Origin of the sequence: Pseudomonas sp. NBRC 111133 (genome assembly GCF_001320605.1) — a bacterium.
Classification (GTDB): domain Bacteria; phylum Pseudomonadota; class Gammaproteobacteria; order Pseudomonadales; family Pseudomonadaceae; genus Aquipseudomonas; species Aquipseudomonas monteilii.
Genome location: NZ_BCBJ01000076.1, coordinates 20,026 through 46,921 on the forward strand (window position 1 = coordinate 20,026; position 26,896 = coordinate 46,921).

Annotated in this window: 26 protein-coding genes; 12 read left to right on the plus strand and 14 right to left on the minus strand. The window is 63.0% G+C overall.

Translation table 11 applies throughout. From position 1 onward, the window contains the following. The first annotated feature begins 1 nt into the window (after position 1). The 5 genes from exbD (at position 2) to APH36_RS17870 (ending at position 5,743) form a co-directional block, all read left to right on the plus strand. The gene (gene exbD / locus APH36_RS17850) at positions 2 to 430 is read left to right on the plus strand and encodes a TonB system transport protein ExbD (protein WP_003253367.1); all 429 of its coding nucleotides are present in this window, start codon (positions 2 to 4) and stop codon (positions 428 to 430) included. Beyond that, the gene (locus tag APH36_RS17855; protein ID WP_060499677.1) at positions 427 to 1,158 is read left to right on the plus strand and encodes an energy transducer TonB; all 732 of its coding nucleotides are present in this window, start codon (positions 427 to 429) and stop codon (positions 1,156 to 1,158) included. The genes exbD and APH36_RS17855 overlap by 4 nt, the downstream gene beginning before the upstream one ends. A 94-nt stretch (positions 1,159 to 1,252) precedes the next feature. Beyond that, the gene (locus tag APH36_RS17860; protein WP_016712714.1) at positions 1,253 to 2,179 is read left to right on the plus strand and encodes a hydrogen peroxide-inducible genes activator; all 927 of its coding nucleotides are present in this window, start codon (positions 1,253 to 1,255) and stop codon (positions 2,177 to 2,179) included. 3 nt (positions 2,180 to 2,182) lie between these two features. Continuing rightward, positions 2,183 to 4,261 (plus strand): ATP-dependent DNA helicase RecG, encoded by a 2,079-nt coding sequence (gene recG, locus APH36_RS17865; protein ID WP_060499678.1) that lies wholly within the window; start codon positions 2,183 to 2,185, stop codon positions 4,259 to 4,261. 78 nt (positions 4,262 to 4,339) lie between these two features. Next, entirely contained in the window at positions 4,340 to 5,743 is a 1,404-nt protein-coding gene (locus tag APH36_RS17870; RefSeq protein ID WP_060499679.1) for an aminoacyl-tRNA deacylase and HDOD domain-containing protein, read from the plus strand. 143 nt (positions 5,744 to 5,886) lie between these two features. On the opposite strand, the gene APH36_RS17875 is transcribed toward APH36_RS17870, so the two are convergent. From APH36_RS17875 to APH36_RS17890, 4 genes are all read right to left on the minus strand, one after another. Beyond that, positions 5,887 to 6,261, minus strand: coding sequence for an SCP2 sterol-binding domain-containing protein (locus tag APH36_RS17875; RefSeq protein ID WP_060499680.1), 375 nt, complete (start codon positions 6,259 to 6,261; stop codon positions 5,887 to 5,889). Between the two features lie 148 nt (positions 6,262 to 6,409). Next, positions 6,410 to 6,709, minus strand: coding sequence for an HU family DNA-binding protein (locus tag APH36_RS17880; RefSeq protein ID WP_016712717.1), 300 nt, complete (start codon positions 6,707 to 6,709; stop codon positions 6,410 to 6,412). 187 nt (positions 6,710 to 6,896) lie between these two features. Further along, entirely contained in the window at positions 6,897 to 8,045 is a 1,149-nt protein-coding gene (locus tag APH36_RS17885) for an NAD(P)/FAD-dependent oxidoreductase (protein ID WP_060499681.1), read from the minus strand. Positions 8,046 to 8,061: 16 nt separating this feature from the next. After that, complete coding sequence (locus APH36_RS17890; protein WP_003253349.1) at positions 8,062 to 8,229, minus strand: rubredoxin; 168 nt, start codon at positions 8,227 to 8,229, stop codon at positions 8,062 to 8,064. A gap of 129 nt (positions 8,230 to 8,358) precedes the next feature. Here APH36_RS17890 and APH36_RS17895 point away from each other — a divergent pair, with 129 nt between their 5' ends. Then, on the plus strand, positions 8,359 to 8,916 hold the full coding sequence (locus APH36_RS17895) for a chorismate lyase (RefSeq protein ID WP_060499682.1): 558 nt from the start codon (positions 8,359 to 8,361) through the stop codon (positions 8,914 to 8,916). Beyond that, positions 8,916 to 9,806 (plus strand): 4-hydroxybenzoate octaprenyltransferase, encoded by an 891-nt coding sequence (ubiA, locus tag APH36_RS17900; RefSeq protein WP_060499683.1) that lies wholly within the window; start codon positions 8,916 to 8,918, stop codon positions 9,804 to 9,806. Before APH36_RS17895 ends, ubiA begins: the two co-directional genes overlap by 1 nt. Positions 9,807 to 9,926: 120 nt before the next feature. Here ubiA and APH36_RS17905 read toward each other — a convergent pair whose 3' ends face one another. Continuing rightward, complete coding sequence (locus APH36_RS17905; RefSeq protein ID WP_060499684.1) at positions 9,927 to 10,298, minus strand: hypothetical protein; 372 nt, start codon at positions 10,296 to 10,298, stop codon at positions 9,927 to 9,929. 173 nt (positions 10,299 to 10,471) lie between these two features. Here APH36_RS17905 and phoB point away from each other — a divergent pair, with 173 nt between their 5' ends. From phoB to APH36_RS17920, 3 genes are all read left to right on the plus strand, one after another. Beyond that, positions 10,472 to 11,161, plus strand: a complete 690-nt coding sequence (phoB, locus tag APH36_RS17910; RefSeq protein WP_060499685.1) for a phosphate regulon transcriptional regulator PhoB — start codon at positions 10,472 to 10,474, stop codon at positions 11,159 to 11,161. Positions 11,162 to 11,209: 48 nt separating this feature from the next. Beyond that, complete coding sequence (phoR, locus tag APH36_RS17915) at positions 11,210 to 12,517, plus strand: phosphate regulon sensor histidine kinase PhoR (protein WP_060499686.1); 1,308 nt, start codon at positions 11,210 to 11,212, stop codon at positions 12,515 to 12,517. A gap of 173 nt (positions 12,518 to 12,690) precedes the next feature. After that, positions 12,691 to 14,031 carry a hemolysin family protein gene (locus APH36_RS17920; RefSeq protein ID WP_060499687.1) on the plus strand — a complete coding sequence of 447 codons (1,341 nt, stop codon included), beginning with the start codon at positions 12,691 to 12,693 and terminating at the stop codon, positions 14,029 to 14,031. A gap of 12 nt (positions 14,032 to 14,043) precedes the next feature. Here APH36_RS17920 and APH36_RS17925 read toward each other — a convergent pair whose 3' ends face one another. The 8 genes from APH36_RS17925 to APH36_RS17960 form a co-directional block, all read right to left on the minus strand. Beyond that, positions 14,044 to 14,940: a peptidoglycan DD-metalloendopeptidase family protein gene (locus APH36_RS17925; RefSeq protein WP_060499688.1), complete on the minus strand. Its 897-nt coding sequence runs from the start codon at positions 14,938 to 14,940 to the stop codon at positions 14,044 to 14,046. A 114-nt stretch (positions 14,941 to 15,054) separates the two neighbouring features. Then, entirely contained in the window at positions 15,055 to 15,951 is an 897-nt protein-coding gene (locus APH36_RS17930) for a response regulator (RefSeq protein ID WP_060499689.1), read from the minus strand. Between the two features lie 163 nt (positions 15,952 to 16,114). Next, positions 16,115 to 16,885 (minus strand): phosphate signaling complex protein PhoU, encoded by a 771-nt coding sequence (gene phoU, locus APH36_RS17935; RefSeq protein WP_016712726.1) that lies wholly within the window; start codon positions 16,883 to 16,885, stop codon positions 16,115 to 16,117. A 150-nt stretch (positions 16,886 to 17,035) separates the two neighbouring features. After that, positions 17,036 to 17,869, minus strand: a complete 834-nt coding sequence (pstB, locus tag APH36_RS17940) for a phosphate ABC transporter ATP-binding protein PstB (protein WP_012274853.1) — start codon at positions 17,867 to 17,869, stop codon at positions 17,036 to 17,038. A 101-nt stretch (positions 17,870 to 17,970) separates the two neighbouring features. Then, complete coding sequence (gene pstA / locus APH36_RS17945; protein ID WP_156866896.1) at positions 17,971 to 19,587, minus strand: phosphate ABC transporter permease PstA; 1,617 nt, start codon at positions 19,585 to 19,587, stop codon at positions 17,971 to 17,973. Positions 19,588 to 19,658: 71 nt separating this feature from the next. After that, complete coding sequence (locus tag APH36_RS17950; RefSeq protein WP_060499690.1) at positions 19,659 to 21,947, minus strand: ABC transporter permease subunit; 2,289 nt, start codon at positions 21,945 to 21,947, stop codon at positions 19,659 to 19,661. Between the two features lie 139 nt (positions 21,948 to 22,086). Then, entirely contained in the window at positions 22,087 to 23,085 is a 999-nt protein-coding gene (locus APH36_RS17955) for a phosphate ABC transporter substrate-binding protein PstS (protein WP_060499691.1), read from the minus strand. Between the two features lie 138 nt (positions 23,086 to 23,223). Then, positions 23,224 to 24,513, minus strand: coding sequence for an MFS transporter (locus APH36_RS17960; protein WP_060499692.1), 1,290 nt, complete (start codon positions 24,511 to 24,513; stop codon positions 23,224 to 23,226). A gap of 362 nt (positions 24,514 to 24,875) precedes the next feature. Here APH36_RS17960 and APH36_RS17965 point away from each other — a divergent pair, with 362 nt between their 5' ends. Next, a complete protein-coding gene (locus APH36_RS17965) occupies positions 24,876 to 25,274 on the plus strand; it encodes an acyl-CoA thioesterase (protein WP_016712731.1) in 399 nt (132 codons plus the stop codon). Positions 25,275 to 25,345: 71 nt separating this feature from the next. Then, a complete protein-coding gene (locus APH36_RS17970; protein WP_060499693.1) occupies positions 25,346 to 26,242 on the plus strand; it encodes a D-hexose-6-phosphate mutarotase in 897 nt (298 codons plus the stop codon). Positions 26,243 to 26,362: 120 nt separating this feature from the next. Here APH36_RS17970 and APH36_RS17975 read toward each other — a convergent pair whose 3' ends face one another. Further along, on the minus strand, positions 26,363 to 26,896 hold the full coding sequence (locus tag APH36_RS17975; protein WP_164525207.1) for a DUF3299 domain-containing protein: 534 nt from the start codon (positions 26,894 to 26,896) through the stop codon (positions 26,363 to 26,365).

Consider the following 26,896-nt stretch of genomic DNA (forward strand, 5'->3'; position numbering starts at 1 on the left):
CATGGGCCTGCATCTCAACGAAGGTGGCGACGACCTCGCCGAAAACCACGAAATCAACGTTACGCCGTTCATCGACGTGATGCTGGTGCTGTTGATCATCTTCATGGTCGCAGCCCCCTTGGCCACGGTCGACATCAAGGTCGACCTGCCGGCCTCGACCGCCAAACCGGCGCCGAGGCCCGAGAAACCGGTGTTCGTCAGCGTCAAGGCCGACCAGAAGCTGTACGTCGGCGACGATCAGGTTGCTGCACCCGACCAGCTTGGCCCGATGCTCGACGCCAAGACCAAGGGTGACAAGGAAACCACCATCTTCTTCCAGGCTGACAAAGGCGTGGATTACGGTGACCTGATGGAAGTGATGAACAACATGCGCGCGGCCGGCTACCTCAAGGTCGGTCTGGTAGGTCTAGAGACGGCAGCCAAGAAATGACAAAAACGCGCTCTAACATGGCGCGCTACGGTGGCAGCCTGGCGATCGTGCTGGGCGTGCACGTGGTCGCCGTGCTGCTGACGCTCAACTGGTCGGTGCCCCAGGCCATCGAACTGCCACCGGCAGCCATGATGGTCGAGCTGGCGCCATTGCCGGAGCCTGCGCCACCACCGCCCCCGAAAGCGGCACCGCAGCCACCGGCACCGGTCGAGGAACCGCCGCTGCCGAAGCTGGCCGAGGCGCCCAAGCCCAAGATCGCCATTCCCAAGCCGCCCAAGCCGAAGGCCAAGCCACAGCCGCCCAAGCCCGAGAAAAAGCCTGAGCCGCCGAAGGAAGCGCCGCCGACCGAACAAACGGTAGACGCACCGCCCAGCAACACGCCGCCGCAGAAGTCCGCGGCACCGGCGCCGAGCATTGCGTCCAACAGCAACGCCCTGCCGACCTGGCAGAGCGACCTGCTGCGTCACCTGGCCAAGTACAAGCGTTACCCGGAAGACGCGCGCCGTCGCGGCCTGCAGGGTATCAACCGCTTGCGCTTCGTGGTCGACGCCGAAGGCAAGGTGGTGTCGTACGCCATGGCCGGTGGTTCGGGCAGTGCCGCACTGGACCGGGCGACCCTGGAAATGATCCGTCGGGCCGGCACGGTACCCAAGCCGCCACCCGAGTTGCTGAACAATGGCACGATTGAAGTCGTGGCACCGTTCGTCTACTCGCTGGACCGCCGCTGAGACTTTTGTTTCTGTCACAAATCGGCAAGTCTGATAACGTGCGTCTATCGATTGCAGCCGCTATGCTGGGCCCGCAACTTCATGGACGCACGTTATGACCCTCACAGAATTACGCTACATCGTCACACTCGCCCAGGAACAGCACTTCGGCCATGCCGCCGAACGCTGCCACGTGAGCCAGCCGACCCTGTCGGTCGGTGTGAAGAAGCTCGAGGATGAGCTTGGCGTTCTGATCTTCGAACGCAGCAAGAGCGCGGTGCGCCTGACCCCGGTCGGTGAAAGCATCGTCGCCCAGGCGCAGAAGGTACTGGAGCAGGCCCAAGGCATTCGCGAACTGGCCCAGGCCGGCAAGAACCAGCTCACTGCCCCGCTCAAGGTTGGCGCCATCTATACCGTCGGCCCCTACCTGTTCCCGCACCTGATTCCGCAACTGCACCGCGTAGCGCCGCAGATGCCGCTGTACATCGAAGAAAACTTCACCCACGTACTGCGCGAAAAGCTGCGCAATGGCGAACTGGACGCGGTGATCATCGCCCTGCCATTCAACGAAGCCGACGTGCTGACCCTGCCGCTGTACGATGAGCCGTTCTGCGCCCTGATGCCGGCCGACCACCCGTGGACGGCGAAAAAGACCATCGACACCGCCATGCTCAACGACAAGAGCCTGTTGCTGCTGGGTGAGGGCCACTGCTTCCGCGACCAGGTACTGGAAGCCTGCCCGACCCTGAACAAAGGTGGTGAAGGCTCCAAGCACACTACGGTCGAGTCCAGCTCGCTGGAAACCATCCGCCATATGGTGGCATCAGGCCTTGGCGTTTCGATCCTGCCGCTGTCGGCGGTGCACAGCCACCACTACGCCCCTGGCATCATCGAGGTCCGCCCGCTGACAGCGCCGGCGCCGTTCCGCACCGTCGCCATTGCCTGGCGTGCCAGCTTCCCGCGGCCAAAGGCCATCGAAATCCTCGCTGATTCGATCCGCCTGTGCTCGGTCGCCAAAGCCCCTGCGGAACAACCGGCCTGAGTCATGAGTGAGCTGTCGAAGGTCCCGGTCACGGTACTCAAGGGTGTTGGCGAGGCCATGGCGGAAAAACTCGCCAAGGTCGGCCTGGAGAACCTGCAGGATGTGCTGTTCCACCTGCCCCTGCGCTATCAGGACCGCACCCGCGTGGTGCCGATTGGCCAGTTGCGCCCCGGCCAGGATGCCGTGATCGAGGGTGTGGTCAGCGGTGCCGATGTGACCATGGGCAAGCGCCGCAGCCTGGTGGTACGCCTGGGTGACGGCACAGGTGTGCTGAGCCTGCGCTTCTACCATTTCAGCAACGCGCAGAAAGAAGGCCTTAAACGTGGCACCCACCTGCGCTGCTACGGCGAGGCCCGCCCCGGCGCCTCGGGCCTGGAAATCTACCACCCGGAATACCGGGCGCTGAATGGTGACGAGCCGCCGCCACCGGTCGAGCAGACCCTGACACCGATCTACCCGTCCACCGAAGGCCTCACCCAACAACGCCTGCGCCTGTTGTGCCAGCAGAGCCTGGGCCTGCTTGGCCCGCGCAGCCTGCCTGACTGGCTGCCTGACGAGCTGGCCCGGGACTACCAACTGGCGCCGCTGGACGATGCCATCCGCTACCTGCACAACCCGCCGGCCGATGCCGACCTCGACGAGCTCGCCGAAGGCCAGCACTGGGCCCAGCACCGCCTGGCCTTCGAAGAACTGCTGACCCACCAGCTGTCGCAGCAACGCCTGCGTGAAAGCCTGCGTAGCCTGCGCGCACCGGTCCTGCCCAAGGCCAAACGCCTGCAAGCGCAGTACCTGGCCAACCTGGGCTTCCACCCGACCGGCGCGCAGCAGCGGGTGGCCAACGAAATTGCCTACGACCTCAGCCAGCACGAACCGATGATGCGCCTGGTGCAGGGCGATGTGGGGGCAGGCAAGACCGTGGTCGCCGCACTGGCCGCGTTGCAGGCGTTGGAAGCCGGCTATCAGGTGGCCTTGATGGCACCCACCGAGATCCTTGCCGAACAGCACTACATCACCTTCAAGCGCTGGCTCGAACCACTGGGCATCGAAGTGGCCTGGCTGGCCGGCAAGCTCAAGGGCAAGGCTCGGGCAGCTTCCCTGGAGCAGATCGCCAACGGCGCACCGATGGTGGTCGGCACCCACGCGCTGTTCCAGGAAGAGGTGAAGTTCAAGCACCTGGCCCTGGCGATCATCGACGAACAGCACCGATTTGGCGTTCAGCAACGCCTGGCCTTGCGCAAGAAGGGCGTGGCCGGCGAGCTGTGCCCGCACCAGCTGATCATGACCGCAACGCCTATTCCGCGCACCCTGGCCATGAGCGCCTACGCCGACCTGGACACCTCGGTGCTCGACGAGCTGCCGCCTGGGCGTACCCCGGTGAACACCGTGCTGGTAGCCGATAGCCGCCGCTTCGAAGTGGTCGAACGGGTACGCGCCGCCTGCGCCGAGGGCCGTCAGGCTTACTGGGTTTGCACCCTCATCGAAGAGTCTGAAGAGCTGACCTGCCAAGCAGCCGAGAGCACCTATGAAGAACTTGGCAGCGCCTTGGGTGAACTGCGTGTGGGCCTGATCCACGGTCGCATGAAGCCTGCGGAGAAAGCCGAGATCATGGCGCAGTTCAAGGCCGGTGATTTGCAGCTGCTGGTTGCGACCACGGTCATCGAGGTAGGCGTGGACGTGCCCAACGCCAGCCTGATGATCATCGAGAACCCCGAGCGCCTTGGCTTGGCCCAGTTGCACCAGCTGCGCGGCCGGGTTGGCCGGGGCAGTGCCGTGAGCCATTGCGTGCTGCTGTACCACCCGCCACTGTCGCAGATCGGCCGCGAGCGCCTGGGGATCATGCGCGAGACCAACGACGGCTTCATCATCGCCGAAAAGGACCTAGAGCTGCGCGGCCCGGGCGAGATGCTGGGGACCCGCCAGACCGGCCTGCTACAGTTCAAGGTCGCCGACCTGATGCGTGACGCCGACCTGTTGCCAGCGGTGCGCGACGCCGCCCAGGCCCTGATCGCGCGCTGGCCGGAACACGTCAGCCCGCTGCTCGACCGTTGGCTGCGTCATGGCCAGCAATATGGCCAAGTGTGACGCCAGTACCAGAATGGATCCAGATTTGCTCGCAGGCTGGTTATACTTCGCGTTTAAAAGAAACAGTGGATACGGACCATGACTGAAGTTGCCCTGGACACCGCAACCCCACACGCACCCTCTGTCATCAGGCGGCTGCTCGACAAGCTCGGCGTCGCCTACCGCGAGGTGACCGAGCACCCGCACCTTCCTGCGGCTTCGCGGGTGCAGGCAGTGCTTCTCGACGACGAGGTCGGCGCCCTCATGGTGCTGTTCCCGCAGAGCCAACTGCTGGACCTCAACCGCCTGGCCGAACTGACCGGGCGCAAGCTCACCGCCGTGTCGGTGCCGCGCCTGAAGCAGATGCTCGACAAACACCAGCTCAAGGCCCTGCCAGGCATTCCGGCGCTGACCAGCTCACCGTGCCAGTACGAGAAGAGCCTGCTCGACGCCGAAACCGTCTATATCCAGTCGGGCGAAACCGGCCTGCTGCTGGAAATCGAACGCGCGCACTTCAAGCGCATGCTGGCCAAAGCCAGCGCCAGCAGCTTCGGCCAGGAAGTCGAGGCCATCAGCCCAAACCTCGACCGCCCCGATGACGACACCCGGGAAATCACCAATGCCGTGCAGGCCTTCACGGCCCGACGCATCCAGAAGCGCCTGGAAGAAACCATCGAGATCCCACCGCTGGCCGATACCGCGCAAAAGATCATCAAGCTGCGGGTAGACCCCAACGCCAGCATCGATGACATCACCGGCGTGGTCGAAACCGACCCGGCGCTGGCGGCCCAAGTGGTGAGCTGGGCGGCATCGCCGTACTACGCCTCACCCGGCAAGATCCGCTCGGTGGAAGATGCCATCGTGCGCGTGCTGGGCTTCGACCTGGTGATCAACCTGGCCCTGGGCCTGGCGCTGGGCAAGACCCTGAGCCTGCCTAAAGACCACCCGCAGCAGGCCACACCGTACTGGCAGCAGTCGATCTACACCGCTGCAATCATCGAAGGCCTGACCCGTGCCATGCCGAGGGCAGAACGCCCCGAGGCCGGGCTTACCTACCTGGCCGGGCTGCTGCACAACTTCGGCTACCTGCTGCTGGCACACGTGTTCCCACCGCACTTTTCGCTGATTTGCCGCCACCTGGAGGTAAACCCGCACCTGAGCCACACCTACGTGGAGCAGCACCTGCTGGGCATCAGCCGCGAACAAATCGGCGCCTGGCTGATGAAGCTGTGGGACATGCCGGAAGAGCTGTCGACCGCGCTGCGTTTCCAGCACGACCCGGCCTACGACGGCGAGTACTCGGCATTCCCCAACCTGGTGTGCCTGGCCACCCGTTTGCTGCGCTCGCGAGGCATTGGTTCGGGGCCGATGGAGGAGATCCCGGACGCGTTGCTGGAGCGCCTGGGGATTACCCGGGACAAGGCGGAGGATGTGGTGAACAAGGTACTCGAGGCCGAGAACATGTTGCGCGAACTGGCTTCGCAGTTTCACGCACCGCACTGAGGCTTGTCAGGAACCCTGTGGGAGCGGGCTTGCCCGCGAAACAAGCGCTGCGGTGCATGGCACCGGCTTCGCCGGTGTTCGCGGCGGTTCGACGCCTCGACAAGCCCGCTCCCACAGGTAAGTATTGGCAGCCCAGTTGAGGCTCAGCCTTTCTTCTTCGGCTTCAGGTACTTCATCAACCCCTGGAACCACATCACCAGCGCCGGATTGCCCTTGATCTGGATGTGCTTGTCCTGAATCCCCTGCATGAACGCCAATTGCTTGTTGCCCGCTTGCATCGTGGCGAAGCCAAAGGCTGCGTCCTTGAACGCAATGGCGAAAGATGGCTGTGCGTGCGCCCCGCCCTTACTGCTGATGCGCTCGTTATTGACGATGAAGTGGCGGGCGACCTTGCCGTCCAGGGTCTGCATCTGGAACACCAGGTCCTTGCCCTTGAGCTGCTGCTGGAACGCCGGGTTATTGCGGCTGGCCCTGGCCATCAACAGCCCCATGGCCCAGAGAAGAAAGCGAAACTTCATCAACGCGCCTCGAATGAAAAGTGACTAAGGCGCGCAGTTTATCCCTTTCCTGAACTAATTATGCAAGTTCGAAACATTTTGCCTGCAGAAAGCACAACGGGCGCCCTGAGGCGCCCGTTTGGCTGACACGGGGGTTGTCAGGGAGCGATCACTTGCCTTTCTTGGCTGGCTTGACGGGGGCGTTGACGCTGTCGCGCAGGTTCTTGCCTGGCTTGAAGGCCACGGTGTTGCTGGCTTTGATCTTGACCGGCTCGCCGGTTTGCGGGTTCTTGCCGGTACGCGCGCCGCGATGACGTTTTTCGAAGGTGCCGAAACCGACCAGGGTCACGGTGTCCTTGTCCAGGGCGCCGGTGATGCTGTCGAGAATCGCGTTCAAAACCTGATTGGCCTTTTCCTTGGTCAGATCGGCCTTATCGGCGATGACGGCGGCGAGTTCTGGTTTGCGCATAGTGAAGCCTCTTTGACGGAATTCTTGTTGTTATGCCGTGCTGCCTTTGGGAGCAGCGCTCAAGGCACCGCAGGCTCTAATCTGCGGCAGACGGAAGTGAGAATGGCACGAGCTCCGGGGCCGCGCCAGTATCTGGGCGGCCATTGTGCGGGCAACAACAGGATAAATCCGACAGAACAGCCTCTATTTACGCCATTATGGCTGGCAACTGACGATTCAGCGCCAGCTTCTCCATCACGGCTTTCCCGGTCAGGGCGTAGCCCAGCAAGTTGCCGTCTGCGCCGTGGCAGAGCACCTTGAGGTCACTGCCCTGACCGTCCACCTGCCAAGTACCTTCGTGGCCCATGGGCGGCGGCGAAACCACCAGCGGGCAGGCCGGGGTTTTTACCGTGATCGGCATCGGCCCATAGGCGACCGCCGTCGGCTTGCCGGCCAGGGTTTGCGCCAGCGCCCGGGCACAGCTCATCAGTGGCATCACGTAGAGCAGGTTGATGCCATCGACCTCGGCACAGTCGCCGAGGGCGAAGATGTTGGCGTGGGATGTACGTAATTCGCGGTCTACGCTGACGCCACGGTTGGTCTGCAAGCCGGCTGCGGCAGCCAGGTCGGTGCGCGGGCGAAGGCCGATGGCCGAAACCACCAGGTCGCAGGCGATCACGCTGCCATCCGACAGGTGCGCCTCCAGGCCTTGGGCCACCTGCTGCAAGCGGGTCAGCACCGGGCCCAGGTGGAAGCGCACGCCCAAGCCTTCCAGCCCGGTTTGCACGGCCGCCGCTGCGGCCGGGTGCAACAGGGTTGGCATCACTTGCTCACATGGCGCCACGACCTCCACCTGGAAGCCACCCAGGCTCATGTCGTTGGCAAACTCGCAGCCGATCAGGCCGGCACCGAGAATCAGCACGCGCTGCTTGCCGACAGCGGCAGCACGGAAGCGCGCGTAGTCTTCGAGGTCGTTGATCGGGAACACCAGATGGCTGCCGTCGCCTTCGATCGGCACCTGCACGGTCTGCGCGCCCCAGGCCAGCACCAGATCGCGGTACTCCACGGCCTCTTCGCCGATCCACAGGCGCTTGTGGCCTGGGTCGATGCCGCTGATACGGGTATGGGTGCGGATCTCGGCATTCAGCTGTTCGGCCATTGCGCCTGGCTCGGCCATGACCAGGCCGTCGGCCTCTTTCTGCTTGGCAAAGCCCATGGAGAGCATGGGCTTGGAGTAGGAACGACCATCGTCGGCGGTGATCAGCAGCAACGGCGTCTGCGTATCGAGCTTGCGAAATTCACGCGCCAGGTTGTAACCCGCAAGGCCGGTACCGATGATTACCACAGGGGACGTCATGTCGTGCTTTCCTCGATTAGCCGATGGAGATCATTTCAAAGTCGCTTTTACCAACCCCGCAGTCAGGGCACAGCCAGTCTTCAGGCACATCTTCCCAACGGGTGCCGGGGGCGATGCCGTCGTCGGGCCAGCCTTCGGCTTCGTCGTAGATCAGGCCACAGACAATACATTGCCACTTTTTCATCAGGTCTTTTCCTTGGTGGAACTCAGGCTTTATCGGGCCGGTCTTTGGCCCTGCTTCCATGCATTATGCAAGCAGTCAGGGCAATCATGCTAAGCTCGCCGCCTCTCTGGTTGTAACAAGCAGACCGACGTGTCGTACGAATCCCCGCAAGCAGCCGCTGTCGCGTGGCTGCCGTATTCACAGCTGGCGACCGGCATCGACCAGCTCACCCTTGACTGGCTGTTCGACGAGGGCTCACTGACTCGCCGCCTGACCCGCCTCTCCGACGATCACTTCTCCGTCACCCCGCTGTTCGAGGGCTGGCAGCCACTGCGCGATGACGAATGCCAGGCGCTGGGCATTGCCGCTGGTGCCGAAGGCTGGGTGCGCGAGGTGTACCTGCGTGGCCATGGCCAACCTTGGGTGTTCGCCCGCAGCGTCGCCAGCCGCAGCGCCCTGGAGCGCGGCGGGCTGGACCTGGAAACCCTGGGCAGCCGCTCGCTGGGCGAATTGCTGTTCTGCGACCAGGCGTTCATCCGCCACCCGATTGAAGTGTGCAGTTATCCACAGGCCTGGCTGCCGACCGAAGCCACCCGCGCAGCACTGTGGGGCCGCCGCTCGCGCTTCGAACGGGGCGGACTGGACCTGCTGGTGGCAGAAGTGTTCCTGCCAGCATTGTGGCAAGCGGCCAAGGAGGAAAACCGCTGATGTACCTGCAACTGCTCAAGTCGCTGAACCGCCTGCACCCGCGAGCCTGGGACTTCGTCCAGCTCAGCCGCATGGACCGGCCGATCGGTATCTACCTGCTGCTGTGGCCAACCCTGTCGGCGGTGTGGATTGCCGGCAACGGTTCACCTACCGTGGCCAATGTGCTGATCTTCGGCCTCGGCGTGGTGCTGATGCGCGCTGCGGGCTGCTGCATCAACGATTTCGCCGACCGTAAGGTGGATGGCCACGTCAAGCGCACTGCCGACCGGCCTCTGGCCAGTGGCCGAGTAAGGCCACGCGAAGCGCTGGCGCTGTTCGCCATCCTGGTCGGGGTCAGCTTCCTGCTGGTGCTGTGCACCAACAGCCGCACGGTATGGCTGTCGTTCGGCGCGGTGGCGCTGGCGTTCTGCTACCCGTTCATGAAGCGCTACACCTATTACCCGCAGGTGGTGCTGGGGGCGGCGTACTCCTGGGGCATCCCCATGGCGTTCACGGCAGCGGGGGGCGAACTGCCGGCCAGCGCGTGGCTGCTGTATATCGCCAACCTGCTGTGGACGGTGGGTTATGACACCTACTACGCCATGGTGGACCGCGATGACGACCTGAAAATTGGCGTGAAGTCGACTGCGATCCTGTTTGGCGACGCCGATCGCACCATCATCCTGACCTTGCAGCTGCTGTCGCTGGGCTGCCTGTTGCTGGCGGGTAGCCGCTTCGACCTGGGGGGCTGGTTCCACCTGGGGCTGCTGGGGGCTGCTGCGTGCTTTGCGTGGGAGTACTGGTCGACGCGCAAGCTGGACCGGGAGTCGTGCTTCAAGGCGTTTCTGCACAACCACTGGGCGGGGTTGCTGGTGTTCATTGGCGTAGTGCTGGATTACACGTTGCGTTAAAGCTGATGGCCCAATCGCAGGCAAGCCAGCTCCCACAGGTCATGTGCAAGCCTCAAGGGCAGCGCTGTACCTGTGGGAGCTGGCTTGCCTGCGATGGGCCGCGCAGCGGCCCCGGCAATCTCAAGGCTTGGCGACGTGCCAGACGTCCTTCACGCCATCACCGGTCATGTCACCAGCTTTCTTGTCCTTGATGAAGGTATACAGCGGCTTGCCGTCGTAGGCCCACTGCATCGAACCGTCGTCACGGGTTACATGGGTCCATTTGTCCTTGGGCGCTTCGTCTTCTTTCTTGACCATCAACGGCGGCCAGTTGGTGGCGCACTCACCATTGCACATCGACTTACCACCCGCATCCTTGTCAAAGGTGTACAGGGTCATGCCGGCATGATCGACCCACATGCCGTCCTTCTCCATGGCATGGTGGGCCGACGCCACCCCCGGGAGCGCCAGCGCAGCGAAAAGGGCCATCCAGCTCAGCGTTTGTCGTGTCATTGGATTCACCATTGTTTCGGGGGGAGGTAAGTTCGGGTAACCGCCACAGCGGCCCTTTGAAGCCTAGTCCAGTCACGGAATGTCGCCATAACGGCCAACACCCTGTCACACAGCTGCAATAATTCCGTTATCTAATGCGGGCCAAGACACCGAATCCAGGAGAGGTTTTGAGCATGGTTGGCAGGAACATTCTGATCGTCGACGACGAAGCGCCCATTCGCGAGATGATCGCCGTTGCCCTGGAAATGGCCGGCTATGACTGCCTGGAAGCGGAAAACTCCCAACAGGCCCACGCGATCATCGTCGACCGCAAACCGGACCTGATCCTGCTCGACTGGATGCTGCCGGGCACCTCCGGCATCGAGTTGGCCCGCCGCCTCAAGCGCGACGAGCTGACCGGCGACATCCCGATCATCATGCTTACCGCCAAGGGTGAAGAGGACAACAAGATCCAGGGCCTGGAAGTGGGTGCCGACGATTACATCACCAAGCCGTTCTCGCCGCGTGAGCTGGTGGCCCGCCTGAAAGCCGTGTTGCGCCGTACCGGCCCGAGCGACGGCGAGGCGCCGATCGAAGTTGGCGGCCTGCTGCTTGACCCGATCAGCCACCGCGTCACCATCGACGGCAAGCCGGCCGAGATGGGCCCGACCGAATACCGCCTGCTGCAGTTCTTCATGACCCACCAGGAGCGTGCCTACACCCGTGGCCAACTGCTGGACCAGGTATGGGGCGGCAACGTCTATGTCGAGGAACGCACGGTCGACGTGCACATCCGTCGCCTGCGCAAGGCGCTGGGTGAAGCCTATGAAAATCTGGTACAAACCGTCCGGGGCACTGGCTACCGCTTCTCGACCAAGAGCTGATCGGGTTCAAAAGCGCCACGCTGCACGTTGTTGTACAAGGACCGTCAATTGAACCAGAACTGGCACGCGACCCTGATTCGTCATCTGCTGTTGCTGATTACCGTCTGCCTGATCGGCGGGCTGGTCAGCGGCTACTATGGCTGGAGCCTGGCCATTGGCCTGGCACTCTACCTGGGCTGGACCCTCAAGCAACTGCTGCGCCTGCACGACTGGCTGCGCAACCACCAACCCGATGAGGCACCGCCCGATGGCTACGGCCTTTGGGGCGAGGTGTTCGACAGCATCTACCACCTGCAACGCCGCGACCAGCGTGTGCGTGGCCGCCTGCAGGCCGTGATCGACCGGGTGCAGGAGTCCACCGCCGCGCTACGTGACGCCGTGATCATGCTCGACAGCGACGGTAACCTGGAGTGGTGGAACCGCGCCGCCGAGACCCTGCTGGGCTTCAAAACCCCACAGGACGGCGGCCAGCAGGTCACCAACCTGGTGCGTCACCCGCGCTTCAAGGAATACTTCGAAGCGGAGAATTACCTCGAACCGCTGGAAATCCCCTCGCCCATCAACGACCGCATGCGCGTGCAACTGCACATCACCCGCTACGGCAACAACGAACACCTGATGCTGGTACGCGATGTCACCCGCATTCACCAGCTGGAACAGATGCGCAAGGACTTCGTCGCCAACGTGTCGCACGAGCTGCGCACGCCGCTGACGGTTATCACCGGCTACCTGGAAACCTTGCTGGACAACGTCGAGGACGTGAACCCGCGCTGGAGCCGCGCCCTGCAGCAGATGAGCCAGCAAGGCTCACGCATGCAATCGCTGCTCAACGACCTGCTGCTGCTGGCCAAGCTGGAAGCCACCGATTACCCGTCGGACAACCAGCCAGTGGCCGTCGATGCCCTGCTCGCCGCCATCAAGAATGATGCCCAGGCCCTGTCCGGGCCACGCAACCAGCGCATCAGCCTGGAAGCTGCGCCCGGCGTGAAGCTGAAGGGCAGCGAGTCGGAGCTGCGCAGCGCCTTTTCCAACCTGGTGTTCAACGCCGTCAAGTACACCCAGGACGAAGGCAACATCCGCATCCGCTGGTGGGTCGATGCCCAAGGTGCGCATTTGTCGGTGCAAGACTCGGGGGTGGGCATTGACGCGAAGCACTTGCCCCGCCTGACCGAACGCTTCTATCGGGTGGACTCCAGCCGCGCGTCGAATACCGGCGGCACCGGGCTGGGGCTGGCGATTGTGAAGCATGTGCTGATGCGCCATCGCGGCAAGCTGGAAATCAGCAGTTTGCCGGGGCATGGCAGCACCTTTACCTGTCACTTTGCACCGGCACAATTGGCCAACGGCAAGGTTTGAGATTGGGGCTGCGGTGCAGCCCTTCGCGGGCGCGCCCGCTCCTACAGCGACCGCAATACATCAGCCACCCTTTGCTTTTACGGCTCCAGCCGCTACATTGGATCCCCTGTGCCAGCAAAAGCTGGCACTTTTTTTCTCTCTATCTCTAAGACGGACCCCGTAAAAACTCCATCATGGACCCTTCCCCTGGTATCAGCCTCACCTCGTTATTCGCCGATTTCGGCATGATCATCTTTGCCTTCCTGCTGGTGCTGCTCAACGGCTTCTTCGTTGCCGCCGAGTTCGCCATGGTCAAGCTGCGCGCCACCCGCGTCGAGGCCATCGCCGAGCAGCATGGCTGGCGCGGCAGTATCCTGCGCAAGGTTCACAATCAGCTCGACGCCTACCTGTCGGCCTGCCAGTTAGGCATTACCCTCGCCTCGCTGGGCCTGGGCTGGGTCGGTGAACCGGCGTTTGCCCACCTGCTTGAGCCGCTGCTGGCGTACTTCGGGGTCGACTCGCCCGAGCTGATCAAAGGCGTCTCGTTCTTCGTCGCCTTCTTCGTCATCTCGTACCTGCACATCGTGGTCGGCGAGCTGGCGCCCAAGTCCTGGGCTATCCGCAAGCCGGAGCTGCTGTCGCTGTGGACCGCCGTGCCGCTGTACCTGTTCTACTGGGCGATGTACCCGGCCATCTACCTGCTCAATGCCAGCGCCAACACCATTTTGCGTATTGCCGGTCAAGGCGAGCCTGGCCCGCACCACGAGCACCACTACAGCCGTGAAGAGCTGAAGCTGATTTTGCACTCCAGCCGTGGTCAGGACCCAAGCGACCAGGGTATGCGCGTATTGGCGTCGGCCGTGGAAATGGGCGAACTGGAGGTGGTCGACTGGGCCAACTCGCGTGAGGACATGGTCAGCATCGACGCCCATGCGCCGTTGAAGCAGATCCTGGCCCTGGTACGCCGCCACAAGTTCAGCCGCTATCCGGTGTACGACGTCGAGCGCGAAGAGTTCACCGGCCTGCTGCACATCAAGGACCTGCTGCTGGAGCTGGCCGAGCTGGAGCACTTGCCCGAAACCATCGACCTGGAAGACCTTGCCCGCCCCCTGGAGCGCGTATCGCGGCACATGCCGCTGGCCCAGTTGCTGGAGCAGTTCCGCAAGGGCGGCGCGCACTTCGTGTTGGTGGAGGAAGCCGACGGCAAGGTTATCGGCTACCTGACCATGGAAGACGTGCTGGAAGTGCTGGTAGGCGATATCCAGGACGAGCACCGCAAGACCGAGCGCGGCATCCTCGCTTACCAGCCAGGCAAACTGCTGGTGCGCGGCGACACGCCGCTGTTCAAGGTCGAGCGCCTGCTGGGGGTCGACCTCGACCACATCGAGGCAGAGACCCTAGCCGGGCTGGTCTACGAAACGCTCAAGCGCGTGCCTGAAGAAGAGGAAGTGCTTGAGGTCGAGGGGCTGCGCATCATCATCAAGAAGATGAAAGGGCCCAAGATCGTGCTGGCCAAGGTGCTGAAGCTGGACTGATGGCTATATCGGTCAGGGGTTGCCGGCAGTGAAGTCCGGTAACCCGCTGATCGGCCTGTCGAACCGGTAAGGTATCGACTCCAGCGCCAGCCCCACATTGCGCTGCACCACGAAATGCAGGTGCGGCCCGGTGCTGTTGCCAGTATTCCCTGACTTGGCCAGCATCTGCCCCTGCCGTACCCGCTGCCCCTCCGCCACCACCACCGAACCGCGCATCAGGTGCAAGTACACGCCCATGGTGCCGTCCGGGTGCAGGATCCTGACGAAATTCCCTGAAGGGTTGGTCCCCCGCCCGCTCTGGGTGTTTTCCGTCTTCACCACCACGCCTTCGCGCGCCGCAATGATGGTGGTGCCTTCAGGCATGGCGATGTCCATGGCATAGCGCCCCTTTGGCCCAAAGTGGCTGACACGCCCGTTGGGCCCTTGAGTGACACGGAACGGCCCGCCAATCCAGGGGAATGCGTAACGGAAGCCCTGTGGCCGCATGCCCGGGTCACCCATGGCCTGCAGCAGGGTCGAGCGGTAGTTCAGCAGCAGCCCGGGACGCCCCCGGAGCACACTGAGCATTTGCGTGGTCTGCGGCGGCAGCAAGCGGCGCACGATGCGCGGAGCATCGCCACCTTGCGCGTTCACCAGATTGTCCAGTCGCAACTCGACCTCCACGGGTACATGCAGCTCGTTGCGCGCCGAAAAGCTCACGCCACCGTCGAAGGTCCTGGCGTTCAACAGCACCTGGCCCTCCAGCGTCTCGACCATGGGCTCGCGCAGCACCAAGGGCTTGGCGCCCGGGCCTGGCCGGTCGGAATAGGAGACCACACCGGAATCGTCAGTGATCTTGTAGAGGGTCACACCCAGGCTCGACGCCGAGACCATGAGCAATGCACAGAACAGCAGCAGGCGCGTGGGCATGATAGTGGCTTTTTGACAGTTTTGATGTCTCGAAGCCTAGCAGCGGGTTTTGCGGCAGGTATTGCAGTTGGTCGGATGGCGCAGGAGCAGCACTGTGCTGCCCCTGCTTAGGCGTCAAGCACCAGGGGTGAAATGCTTCTGCGCTGTGCCGCGGGCAATCAAGCGCGACAGGTAATCGAGCTTCTGGGCATCCTGATCGACGAACTTGAAGGTCAACTGCAGCCAGTCGCTGTCGGGCTTGGGCTCCAATGCCGCGACAGCATGCAGGTAGCCGTTCAAACGCGCGACTTCGGCGCTCTCACCCTGCTCCAGGTCCAGCACCGCACCTTCCAGCACCTGCGGCAGCGCTTCGCTGCGGCGTACCACCAGCAAGGCCTCCTTCAAGCTCAGTGCCTTGATCACACAGGGCTGCATGCCGCTGGCCAGTCGCAACTGGCCCTGGCCACGCCCGGTCGGTGCAGGGGCGGGTGGCGTGGGGGCTGCTGCCAATGGCTTGGTGGCCGCCGGGGCCGGTGCGGGGGCCGCCACCTTGGCGGCTTCTGGTTTGCCCCCTGTCAGGGCACTCAGCGAGTCATTGGCAAACGCCGAATTCACCCGCGCCGGGCCGCTGGCCATCAGGCTGTCGAGCTTGCCGATCTTGGTCAGAGCCTTTTTTACCTTGGTCAGCAGTTGCTCGTTGGTGAACGGCTTGCCGACAAAATCGGAAACACCCGCCTGGATCGCCTGAATGACGTTTTCCTTGTCGCCACGGCTGGTCACCATGATGAACTGCAGGTTTTTCAGCGCAGGCTGCTGGCGGCACCAGGTAAGCAGTTCCAGGCCAGACATTTCCGGCATTTCCCAGTCGCACAGGACCAGGTCGAACGCTTCCTTGTCCAGCATGGCCATGGCCTTGCGACCGTTTACCGCGTCGTCGATGGCCATGCCCGGGAAGGCACTGCGCAGGCATTTGCGGACCAGGTCACGGATAAACGGCGCGTCATCCACGACCAGCACATTCACTTTACTCATCGATACTCCTTCTGAACCCCGACTAGCCTACTGCCAAATAATGGCCATTTGCTACAACCTGGTCACGCCGGGACTTCTTCACATCGTTCGCGGGTGCCTGCAGGCGCTCGACCGCAAACGAAAACGCCCGGCCAAGGCCGGGCGTCGATGCTCGGGAGCAACCTTACTTATCGTCAGATTCGCCCGAAACATTAGCCTTTTCGCCATCAGCGACAGCGGTACCCTGCACTTCTGCTGTCATGCGCTTGAGGCCCATGTGACGTACGTCGGTGCCGCGCACCAGGTAGATCACCAGCTCGGAGATGTTGCGCGCATGGTCGCCAATACGCTCCAGCGAGCGCAGGACCCAGATCACGCTCAGCACCCGCGAAATAGAGCGCGGGTCTTCCATCATGTAGGTCACCAGCTCGCGCAGCGCAGTCTTGTATTCACGGTCGATGGTTTTGTCGTACTGGGCCACCGACAACGCCAGGTCGGCGTCGAAGCGGGCAAAGGCGTCCAGCGCATCACGGACCATGTTGCGCACCTGGTCACCGATGTGACGAACCTCAACGTAGCCACGCGGCGATTCACCTTCTTCGCACAGCTGGATGGCGCGACGGGCGATCTTGGTCGACTCGTCACCAATGCGCTCCAGGTCGATCACCGACTTGGAGATGCTGATGATCAGGCGCAGGTCGGAGGCGGCCGGCTGGCGGCGGGCGAGGATACGCAGGCACTCCTCGTCGATGTTGCGCTCCATCTGGTTGATCTGCTCGTCAACCTCGCGCACTTGCTGGGCCAGGCCCGAGTCGGCTTCGATCAGCGCGGTGACCGCGTCGTTGACCTGCTTTTCCACCAGCCCGCCCATGGCCAGCAGGTGGCTGCGCACCTCTTCGAGCTCGGCGTTGAACTGCTGGGAAATGTGATGGGTAAGGCTTTCTTTGTTGATCATCGTTCGCTCCGCGAAGAAGCTGCAAGCTTCAAGTAGTTCGTGTCATTCCCTGTGGGAGCGGGCGTGCCCGCGAACACCGGCGAAGCCGGTGCCACACACCGCGGCGCCTGCTTCGCGGGCACGCCCGCTCCCACAGGGGCCGCGTGGCTGCTAGCCGTAGCGACCGGTGATGTAGTCTTCGGTCTGCTTCTTCGCCGGGTTGGTGAACAGGGTGTCGGTATCCCCGAATTCAACCAGTTTGCCCATGTACATGAACGCGGTGTAGTCCGAAACACGGGCCGCCTGCTGCATGTTGTGGGTCACGATGACGATGGTGTACTTGGATTTCAATTCGTAGATCAGCTCTTCGACCTTCAGGGTCGAAATCGGGTCCAGCGCCGAGCACGGTTCGTCGAGCAGCAGCACTTCCGGCTCCACGGCGATGGTGCGGGCGATGACCAGACGCTGTTGCTGGCCACCGGACAGGCCCAGGGCCGACTCATGCAGGCGGTCCTTGACCTCGTCCCACAGGGCTGCGCCCTTCAGCGCCCACTCGACGGCTTCGTCGAGCACACGCTTCTTGTTGATGCCCTGGATACGCAGGCCGTAGACGACGTTCTCGTAGATGGTCTTGGGGAACGGGTTGGGCTTCTGGAACACCATGCCCACACGGCGGCGCAGCTCGGCCACGTCTTCGCCCTTGCGGTAGATGTTGTTGCCGTACAGGTTGATGGCGCCTTCCACGCGGCAGCCGTCTACCAAGTCGTTCATGCGGTTGAAGGTGCGCAGCAGGGTCGACTTGCCGCAGCCGGACGGGCCGATGAAGGCGGTCACGCGTTGCTTGGGGATGTTCATGCTGACGTCGAACAACGCCTGCTTGTCGCCGTAGAACAGGCTCAGGCCCGGCACTTCGATGGCCACGGTTTCTTCGGCCAGGCGCAGGCTCTGCTTGTTGCGGCCCAGGGCAGACATGTCGATGCCGTGGGTATGGGAATCTTGCTGCATGGTCTCACTCCGTTTGTAGCTGCGAGCTGCAAGCTGCAAGCTGCAAGTTAGGACAAAGCGGCAATCTGCTTGTAGCTTGCCGCTTGTGACTTAAAGCTTAATTAGCTGTCCAGCGCCTTGTACTTCTCGCGCAGGTGGTTACGGATCCACACGGCCGAGAGGTTGAGGGTCGCGATCACCAGCACCAGCAACAGCGCAGTGGCATACACCAACGGCCGGGCGGCCTCGACGTTCGGGCTCTGGAAGCCGACGTCATAGATGTGGAAGCCCAGGTGCATGATCTTCTGGTCCAGGTGCAGGTACGGGTAATTACCGTCCACCGGCAGCGACGGCGCCAGTTTCACCACACCCACCAGCATCAGCGGCGCGACTTCACCAGCGGCGCGGGCCACGGCAAGGATCATGCCGGTCATCATGGCCGGGCTGGCCATGGGCAGGACGATCTTCCACAGCGTTTCGGCCTTGGTCGCGCCCAGGGCCAGCGAGCCTTCGCGCACGGTACGCGGAATCCGCGCCAGGCCCTCTTCGGTGGCCACGATCACCACCGGCACGGCCAGCAGTGCCAGGGTCAGCGATGCCCACAGCAGGCCCGGGGTACCCAGGGTCGGTGCCGGCAGCGCTTCAGGGAAGAACAGGCGGTCGATCGAGCCACCCAGCACGTAGACGAAGAAGCCCAGGCCAAACACGCCGTAGACGATCGCCGGTACGCCGGCCAGGTTGTTCACGGCAATGCGGATCAGGCGCGTCACGGGGCCCTGCCTGGCGTACTCACGCAGGTAGACCGCCGCCAGCACGCCGAACGGGGTGACGATCACGGCCATGATCAGGGTCATCATCACGGTGCCGAAAATGGCCGGGAAGATACCGCCTTCGGTGTTGGCTTCACGCGGGTCGTCGCTGAGGAACTCCCAGACCTTGGCGAAGTAGGTACCCAGCTTGGTGAAGCCGGACATGCCGTTCGGCTGGATGGCATGCACCACCTTGCTCAGGTTGATTTCCACTTCACGGCCGTTGCCATCGCGGGCCACCAGGCTGTCGCGGGCGAAGGCCTGGTGCAGGCCGGTCAGGCGGTCTTCGATGGCCTTGTAGCGGCTGTTCAGCTCGGCGCGGTCGGCATCCATGTCGGCCTGGGCAGCGGCGTCCAGCTTGCCGTCCAGCTCCAGCTTGCGGGCCTGCAGGCGCAGGCGCTCGAGGCCATGGTTGATGGCGCCGATGTCCTTTTTCTCCAGCTGCTGCAACTCGCCGTTGAGCTGGTTGGCGCGCTTGAGGCGGGCCTGCAGTTCGTGCCAGGCGGCAGGGCCTTCGGCCACCACGCGGCCTTCTTCCTTGACGCTAACCAGGTAGCCGTAGAAGTTGCCCCACTCGCGGCGTTCCAGGGCGATCAGGTCGGCCGGGCGTTTTTCGTCAACCAGCCAGTCGCCGACCACCCAGGTAAAGTCGCTGCCGTTGAGGTCGCGGTTACCAATCTTGATCAGTTCACGGGTCATGAACTCCGGGCCCTGGTCCGGTACCGGCAGGCCGGCACCCTTCAGTCGGGCGCGTGGCACTTCTTCCTTTTGCACCACTTCGCCGATGACGACGTGGTCAGCCTGGCCCGGTACCTTGTAGGTGGCCTGGACAAGATCGGCCGGCCAGAAGTGGCCCAGGCCGCGCACGGCAATCACCGCCAGCAGGCCGACGGTCATGATCACCGCCATGGCCACCGCGCCGCCGCTCATCCAGACGCCGGGGGCGCCGCTCTTGAACCAGCCTTTGAGGGAATCCTTTTTCACGGATCGCTACCTTTCTATCAAAGCGACGAGTATTTCTTGCGCAGACGCTGGCGAATCAGCTCGGCCAAGGTGTTCATCACGAACGTGAACATCAGCAGCACCAGAGCGGCCAGGAACAGGACGCGATAGTGGCTGCCGCCGACTTCCGATTCCGGCATTTCCACGGCCACGTTGGCGGCCAGGGTGCGCATGCCCTCGAACAGGTTCATCTCCATCACCGGGGTGTTGCCGGTGGCCATCAGCACGATCATGGTCTCGCCCACCGCACGGCCCATGCCGATCATCAGCGCCGAGAAGATGCCCGGGCTGGCGGTGAGGATGACCACACGGATCAGGGTCTGCCAGGGCGTCGCGCCCAGGGCCAGCGAGCCCAGGGTCAGGCTGCGCGGCACGCTGAACACGGCGTCTTCGGCAATGGAGTAGATGTTCGGGATAACCGCGAAGCCCATGGCGATACCCACGACCAGGGCGTTGCGCTGGTCATAGGTGATGCCCAGATCGTTGGTGATCCACAGGCGCATGTCGCCGCCGAAGAACCAGCTTTCCAGATGCGGGCTCATGGTCAGCGCAAACCAGCCGGTGAACAGGATGACCGGGATCAGGATCGCCGCTTCCCAGCCATCCGGCACACGCAGGCGGATCGACTCTGGCAGGCGGGTCCAGGCAAAGCCGGCCAGCAGGATGCCAACCGGCATCAGCAGGAACAGGCTGAACACGCCCGGCAGGTGGCCTTCCAGGTAAGGGGCCAGGAACAGGCCGGCGAAGAAGCCGAGGATTACCGTGGGCATCGCTTCCATCAGTTCGATCACCGGCTTGACCTTGCGGCGCATGCCCGGGGCCATGAAGTAGGCGGTGTAGATGGCGGCGGCAATGGCCAGCGGGGCGGCCAGGATCATCGCGTAGAACGCGGCCTTCAAGGTGCCGAAGGTGAGCGGCGACAGGCTCAGCTTGGGCTCGAAGTCAGTGTTCGAGGCGGTCGACTGCCAGACGTATTTCGGCTCGTCGTAGTTCTCGTACCACACCTTGCCCCACAGCGCGCTGAAGGAAATTTCCGGGTGCGGGTTGCGCAGGCTCAAGGGCAGCAGTTTGCCGCCTTCTTCGATGATGATGCGGTTGGCGCGTGGCGACAGGGCCAGGATACCCGGGCCTTCGGCAGCCGGCTCTACCAGCAGGGTACGGTGCGCGGTGCTGTGGAACACACCCAGCTTGCCGTCTGCGTCCAGCGCGATGAAGCCTTTGCGGCGCTCTTCGGCGTCGATCTGCACGATAGGCGCTTTGCCCATCTGGAAGATACGAATCTGCTTGAAGCGTGACTCGCCGTCCGGGTCGCGTGCCATGAACCACTGGGCCAGGCCGCCTTTGGAGTCACCGATGATCAGCGAGATGCCGCCAACCAGCTGGGCCGTGGCGGTGATTTCGGTATCGCCGCTTTCAGACAGCTTGTAACGGCCGTTGAGGCTCTTGTCGCGCAGGCTGAACACGTCGGCAGTGGCGCGGCCGTTGATCACGTACAACCACTGCTGGCGCGGGTCGATGAAGATGTTCTTTACCGCTTCGGTCATTTGCGGCAGTTCGATGCGGTTCTGCTCGGTGGTGACCTCTTCGGTCATCATGTTTTCCGTGCGGGTCAGCTCCAGCACCTGCAGATGCGCGCCGGTGGAACCGGCCAGCAGCAAGGTATCGCCATTGACGTTGACGCTGACGTGCTCCAGCGCACGGCCCTGTTCGTCGAGCACGAACGGCTGCTCGCCGTACGGGTAGTCGATGCCTGGGGTGATGGATTTCTTGTTGTCCGGGTAGGTGATCTTGTAGGTGTGGTGGAACACCAGCGCCTGGCCATTGGACAAGCCCAGCACCACCAGCGGGCTACCCGGCTGGTCGGCACTGATCGACGTAACCTGGGTGCCTGCCGGCACGGGCAGGTCGGCACGCTTGAGTTCGTTACCGGTCTTGGTATCGAAGAACAATGCCTGGCCTTTGTCCGAAACACGCATCCCCACCAGGTTCTGCTCTTCTAGCGCGATCATCAGCGGCTTGCCGGCATCCTGCTGCAGCCAGGCCGGCGCGAGGGCTTGCTTGCTGCTCAGATGGGCGCCCTGGAACAGTGGCAGCACCACATAGGCCAGGTAGAAGAAGATGAGGGTGATGGCCGCCAGAACGGCAAGCCCGCCCACCAGCACATACCAGCGGGTCAGGCGGTCCTTGAGCGCACGCATGCGGCGCTTGCGTTGCAACTCGGGCGTATTGAAATCAATGCGCACGGGCTGGGAGTTTTGGGTCATGTTGGAATTGGCCAGATCATTCATGCGCACACCCTAGCGGTCCCGTGTGACAAAAACATTACAAAGTGGTGACGCGCGAAAGCCCGCCGCACAGGGAGCCTGGCTTCGGACTGGAATTTCGTGGAAGAGGCCGGATATCAGCACCGGCCTCTTCTTCAGTTAGTTACTTCTTTGCAACGTTACCCGCGTGCGACAGGCCCAGGTCAGCCAGGGTCTTGTCGACGACTTTGGCCGGCAGTGGGATGTAGCCATCCTTCACCACGACCTGCTGGCCAGCTTGCGACAGCACCAGCTTGACGAACTCGGCTTCCAGCGGGGCCAGAGGCTTGTTCGGGGCCTTGTTGACGTACACGTACAGGAAGCGCGACAGCGGGTAGGTGCCGTTCAGGGCGTTGGTTTCGTTGTCTTCAACGAACTCGCCGCCTTCTTTCTTGGCCAGGGCTACGGTCTTGACGCTGGCGGTCTTGTAACCGATACCCGAGTAGCCAATGCCGTTCAGCGAAGAGCTGATCGACTGCACCACCGAGGCCGAGCCAGGCTGTTCGTTGACGTTAGGCTTGAAGTCGCCTTTGCACAGGGCTTCTTCCTTGAAGTAGCCGTAGGTGCCCGATACCGAGTTGCGGCCGAACAGCTGGATTGGCTTGTTGGCCAGGTCGCCGGTCACACCCACGTCGCCCCAGGTCTTGATTTCGGCTTTGCCACCGCACAGGCGAGTGGAAGAGAAGATGGCGTCGACCTGAGCCATGGTCAGGCCTTTGATCGGGTTGTCCTTGTGCACGAACACAGCCAGGGCGTCGACGGCAACCGGGATGGCGGTCGGCTTGTAGCCGTACTTCTGCTCGAAGGCCTGCAGCTCGACGTCCTTCATCTTGCGGCTCATCGGGCCGAGGTTGGCGGTGCCTTCGGTCAGCGCGGGTGGCGCGGTGGAGGAGCCGGCCGCCTGGATCTGGATGTTTACGTTCGGATATTCCTTCTTGTAGGCCTCGGCCCACAGCGTCATCAGGTTCGCCAGGGTGTCGGAACCAACGCTGGAGAGGTTGCCCGAAACACCGGTGGTCTTGGTGTAGGTCGGGATCGCAGGATCGACAGCGGCTACCGCGTTGGCGGTTGCAACGCCAGCGGCGGCAAAGGTGAGGGCCGCCATCAAACGCTTCAGTTTCATGCCTTGCTCCTAGCAGGAATATTGGGGTGTTGGATGGAACGGGCCCAAGTATCGGCAGGCCGCATGAACACGATATGACTTCATTGTGACAATTGGATGAAAGGCCATCACTGAAAGCAGGTATGGCCTCGAAGCAGATCAGCGCTTGTTGGCGAGCAGGTACAGGCCCACGGCCAGGCCCACGGCGCACAGCCCTGCCACATAATAAGCAGGCGCCATCGGGCTGACCTTGAGCAGCGCAGTCACCACCATCGGCGTCAACCCGCCAAAGATCGCGTAGGCCACGTTGTACGAGAACGACAGCCCACTGAAACGCACCGCCGCCGGGAACGCCTTGACCATCACATAGGGCACCGCGCCAATCACGCCCACGCACAGACCAGTCACCGCATACAGCGGGAACAACAGCTCAGGCCGGGTCGGCAGGCTGTGGTAGAAAGCCCAGGAACTGGCCAGCAGCAACAGGCTGCCAATCACGAACACGCGGCCCGCACCAAAGCGGTCGGCCAGGCTGCCGGCGCCGATGCAGCCAAGGCTGAGCAGCACGATCGCCAGGCTGTTGGCCTTGAGCGAGTCGGTCGGGCTGATGTGGTAGAAGCTCTGCAGCAGTGCCGGGGTCATCAGGATGACCACCACGATGCCGGCCGACAGCATCCAGGTCAGCAGCATCGACAGGATGATCGGGCCACGGTGGTCACGCAGCACGGCGCGCAACGGCAGCTCTTCGGCCAGCGCTTTGCGCTGCTGCATCTCGGCGAACACCGGGGTTTCGTGCAGCCAGCGGCGCAGGTACACCGAGAACAGGCCGAACACACCACCGAGCAGGAACGGAATCCGCCAGGCGTAATCGGCCACTTCTTCAGGGCTGTACACGCTGTTGATCAGGGTCGCCACCAGCGACCCCAGCAGAATGCCCGCCGTCAAGCCCGCAGTCAGGGTGCCGCAGGCGTAGCCGGTGTTGCGCGCCGGCACGTGCTCGGACACGAACACCCAGGCACCCGGCACCTCACCGCCGATCGCCGCGCCCTGGATCACGCGCATCAGCAGCAGCAGGATCGGCGCCCACATGCCTATTTGTGCATAGGTGGGCAGCAGGCCCATGATCAGGGTCGGCAGGGCCATCATGAAGATGCTCAGGGTGAACATCTTTTTGCGCCCGAGCAGGTCGCCAAAGTGCGCCATGATGATGCCGCCCAGCGGCCGCGCCAGGTAGCCGGCGGCGAAAATGCCGAAGGTTTGCATCAGGCGCAGCCACTCGGGCATGTCGGCCGGGAAGAACAGCTTGCCGACCACTGTGGCGAAGAACACGAAGATGATGAAGTCGTAGAACTCCAGCGCACCGCCCAGGGCAGACAGTGAAAGGGTCTTGTAGTCACTGCGGGTCAGCGGCCGCGAGGGCTGCTCGATACTGCTGGGCACGGAAGTCATCGCTCGTTGTTCTCTTTGTAGGGCATGCAGGCCGCTTGGTACGCGGCTTCTGGATTAGGTGACACGCGAAGATAGCAAATAGCCGAGCTGCGCTGAAAGCGATACAAAATCCCTACACATATTCATGAATGCGCGGTCGTCGCTGGCCGTTATGCTCTATATACTGGCAGTTCGTAGGAAAAGGTTGCCCCTAACGTGGGATGTTGTGCGAAAACGCCGGTCAGTATTGTCAGACGGTTTCGCAGAGTTTCCCTACGGCCGCCCAGTGAAACGAAATCGGCGTAGTATGTTTCAAGCTGAATCGTTTACCCGGCCTTTGCGCCACACCAACGAAAAGCGTCACGGGTCAGAGGCCCCATCGCATGATTGAGCTCGAACAAGAAGATCCAATCCCACAAGGCGACCTGGCCTTGCAGATCACCGCATTGCCGCGCGAGACCAACGGCTTCGGCGACATCTTCGGCGGCTGGCTGGTTGCCCAGATGGACCTGGCCGGCACCGCCATGGCCAGCCGCGTCGCCGGTGGCCGCGTGGCCACCGTGGCCATCGACCGCATGGCCTTCCTGGTACCGGTCGCGGTAGGCGCGCAGCTGTCGTTCTATACCCAGACCCTGGAGATCGGCCGCAGCTCGATCCGGATGATGGTCGAAGTGTGGAGCGACGACCCGCTGTCCAGCGAATGGCGCAAGGTTACTGAAGCGGTATTCGTCTTCGTCGCCATCGACGGCAGTGGCCGTACCCGGTCTGTGCCTCGTCGCTAAGCCTCGCCGGCGGTAAACTCATTGCATGTGCCCGGGTCCAAGGCCCACTGGCAACCAATGAGATGAATGCAATGGCTACCTACCAGGTCGTAACCGAGCAACATGGCGAACTGAACTGCTGGCGTATCAGCAGCGACCGCGCCGAACTCCTGATCGCCCAGCAAGGCGCACAGATCCTCAGCTACCAGCGGGTCGGCGAGCCGCCGCTGCTGTGGCTGAGCGACCAGGCCATCTTCCGCCAGGGCAAGTCGGTTCGCGCCGGGGTGCCGGTGTGCTGGCCGTGGTTTGGCAACTTGCAGCGCAACCCCCAGGCCGTGCAGGCCATGTACCACGGCGAGCAGGCACCTGCTCACGGGCTGGCGCGCTCACGTGACTGGCAGTTGCTGGGCATCGAGGAAACAGGCGACGGCCTGCGTATCGAGTTCGAGCTGCCTGAGGCGCAGGGCGACCTGCCCGGTTGGCCCCATGACGTCGAGCTGAAGCTGGTGGTGGAGCTGGGTGACGAGCTGAAGCTGAGCCTGACCAGCCGCAACATGGGCAACACCCCGGTTACCATCAGCCAGGCGTTGCACAGTTACTTTGCAGTTAGCGATGTGCGTCAGGCGCGGGTCGAGGGCGTCGAGGGGCTGGGCTATATCGAGACCCTGGCTGGCTGGGAACAGCGCCAGCAGCAAGGGGCGCTGGCGTTTGCCGGGGAGACGGACCGGATCTACCTCGATACCCCGCAGGCGCTGAGCATTGTCGACCCGCATTGGAGCCGGCGGATTACCCTGACCAGCAGTGGGTCGCGGTCGGCGGTGATCTGGAACCCGTGGACCGAGCGGGCTCGGGAGTTACCGGATATGGCGGATGATGGCTGGCAGCGGATGCTGTGCATCGAGACGGCGAATGTTTGGGATGACGTGGTGCAGCTGAGGCCTGGCGCGAGTCATTCGCTGGGCGTGCAGATCGGTTGTGAAATGATCTGAGTTTTGCAGTGGTTTTACGGGCCTCTTCGCGGGCAAGCCCGCACAGGGTCTCCATGAGCCTTGAATACTGTGGAGGACCTGTGGGAGCGGGCTTGCCCGCGAAGAGGCCGGTGCAGACAGTTAGAGGTCAGAGTCCTCCACCACCCTCACCTTCCCGGCATCCAGCGCATAGGCCGCATCGGCCAGGTCATTGCTGACCTTTTCCACCTTTAACGTGCCGCTGACCCACAGCGGTGTGTAGATGTCATCGATCTTCAGTCCTTTCGGGTAGCGCACCAGCACCAGCTGGTTCGGCGGCGGCGGCGGCACGTGGATGCACGCACCCGGGTACGGCACCAGGAAGAACAGTGTGCTGTTGCCCTTGGCATCGCTTTCCAGCGGCACGGGGTAGCCGCCCAGGCGGATGTCCTTGCCGTTCATGGCTGCAACGGTCTTGGTCGAGTACATCACCGCCGGCAGGCCTTTGCTCTGTTTCAGGCCGCCCTTGTCGGTAAAGGTGCCCATGGCTTCCGGTGAATTGTGGTCGATTTCGGGCATTTGCTCGAGCGCCTTCTGGTCCGACTTGGGCATCAGCTCCAGCCAGTCGGTTTCAGGCAGTTCGGCATGGGCCAGGGCGCTGGCCAACAGCAAGGGGACAAGGAAAAAGGCACGCAT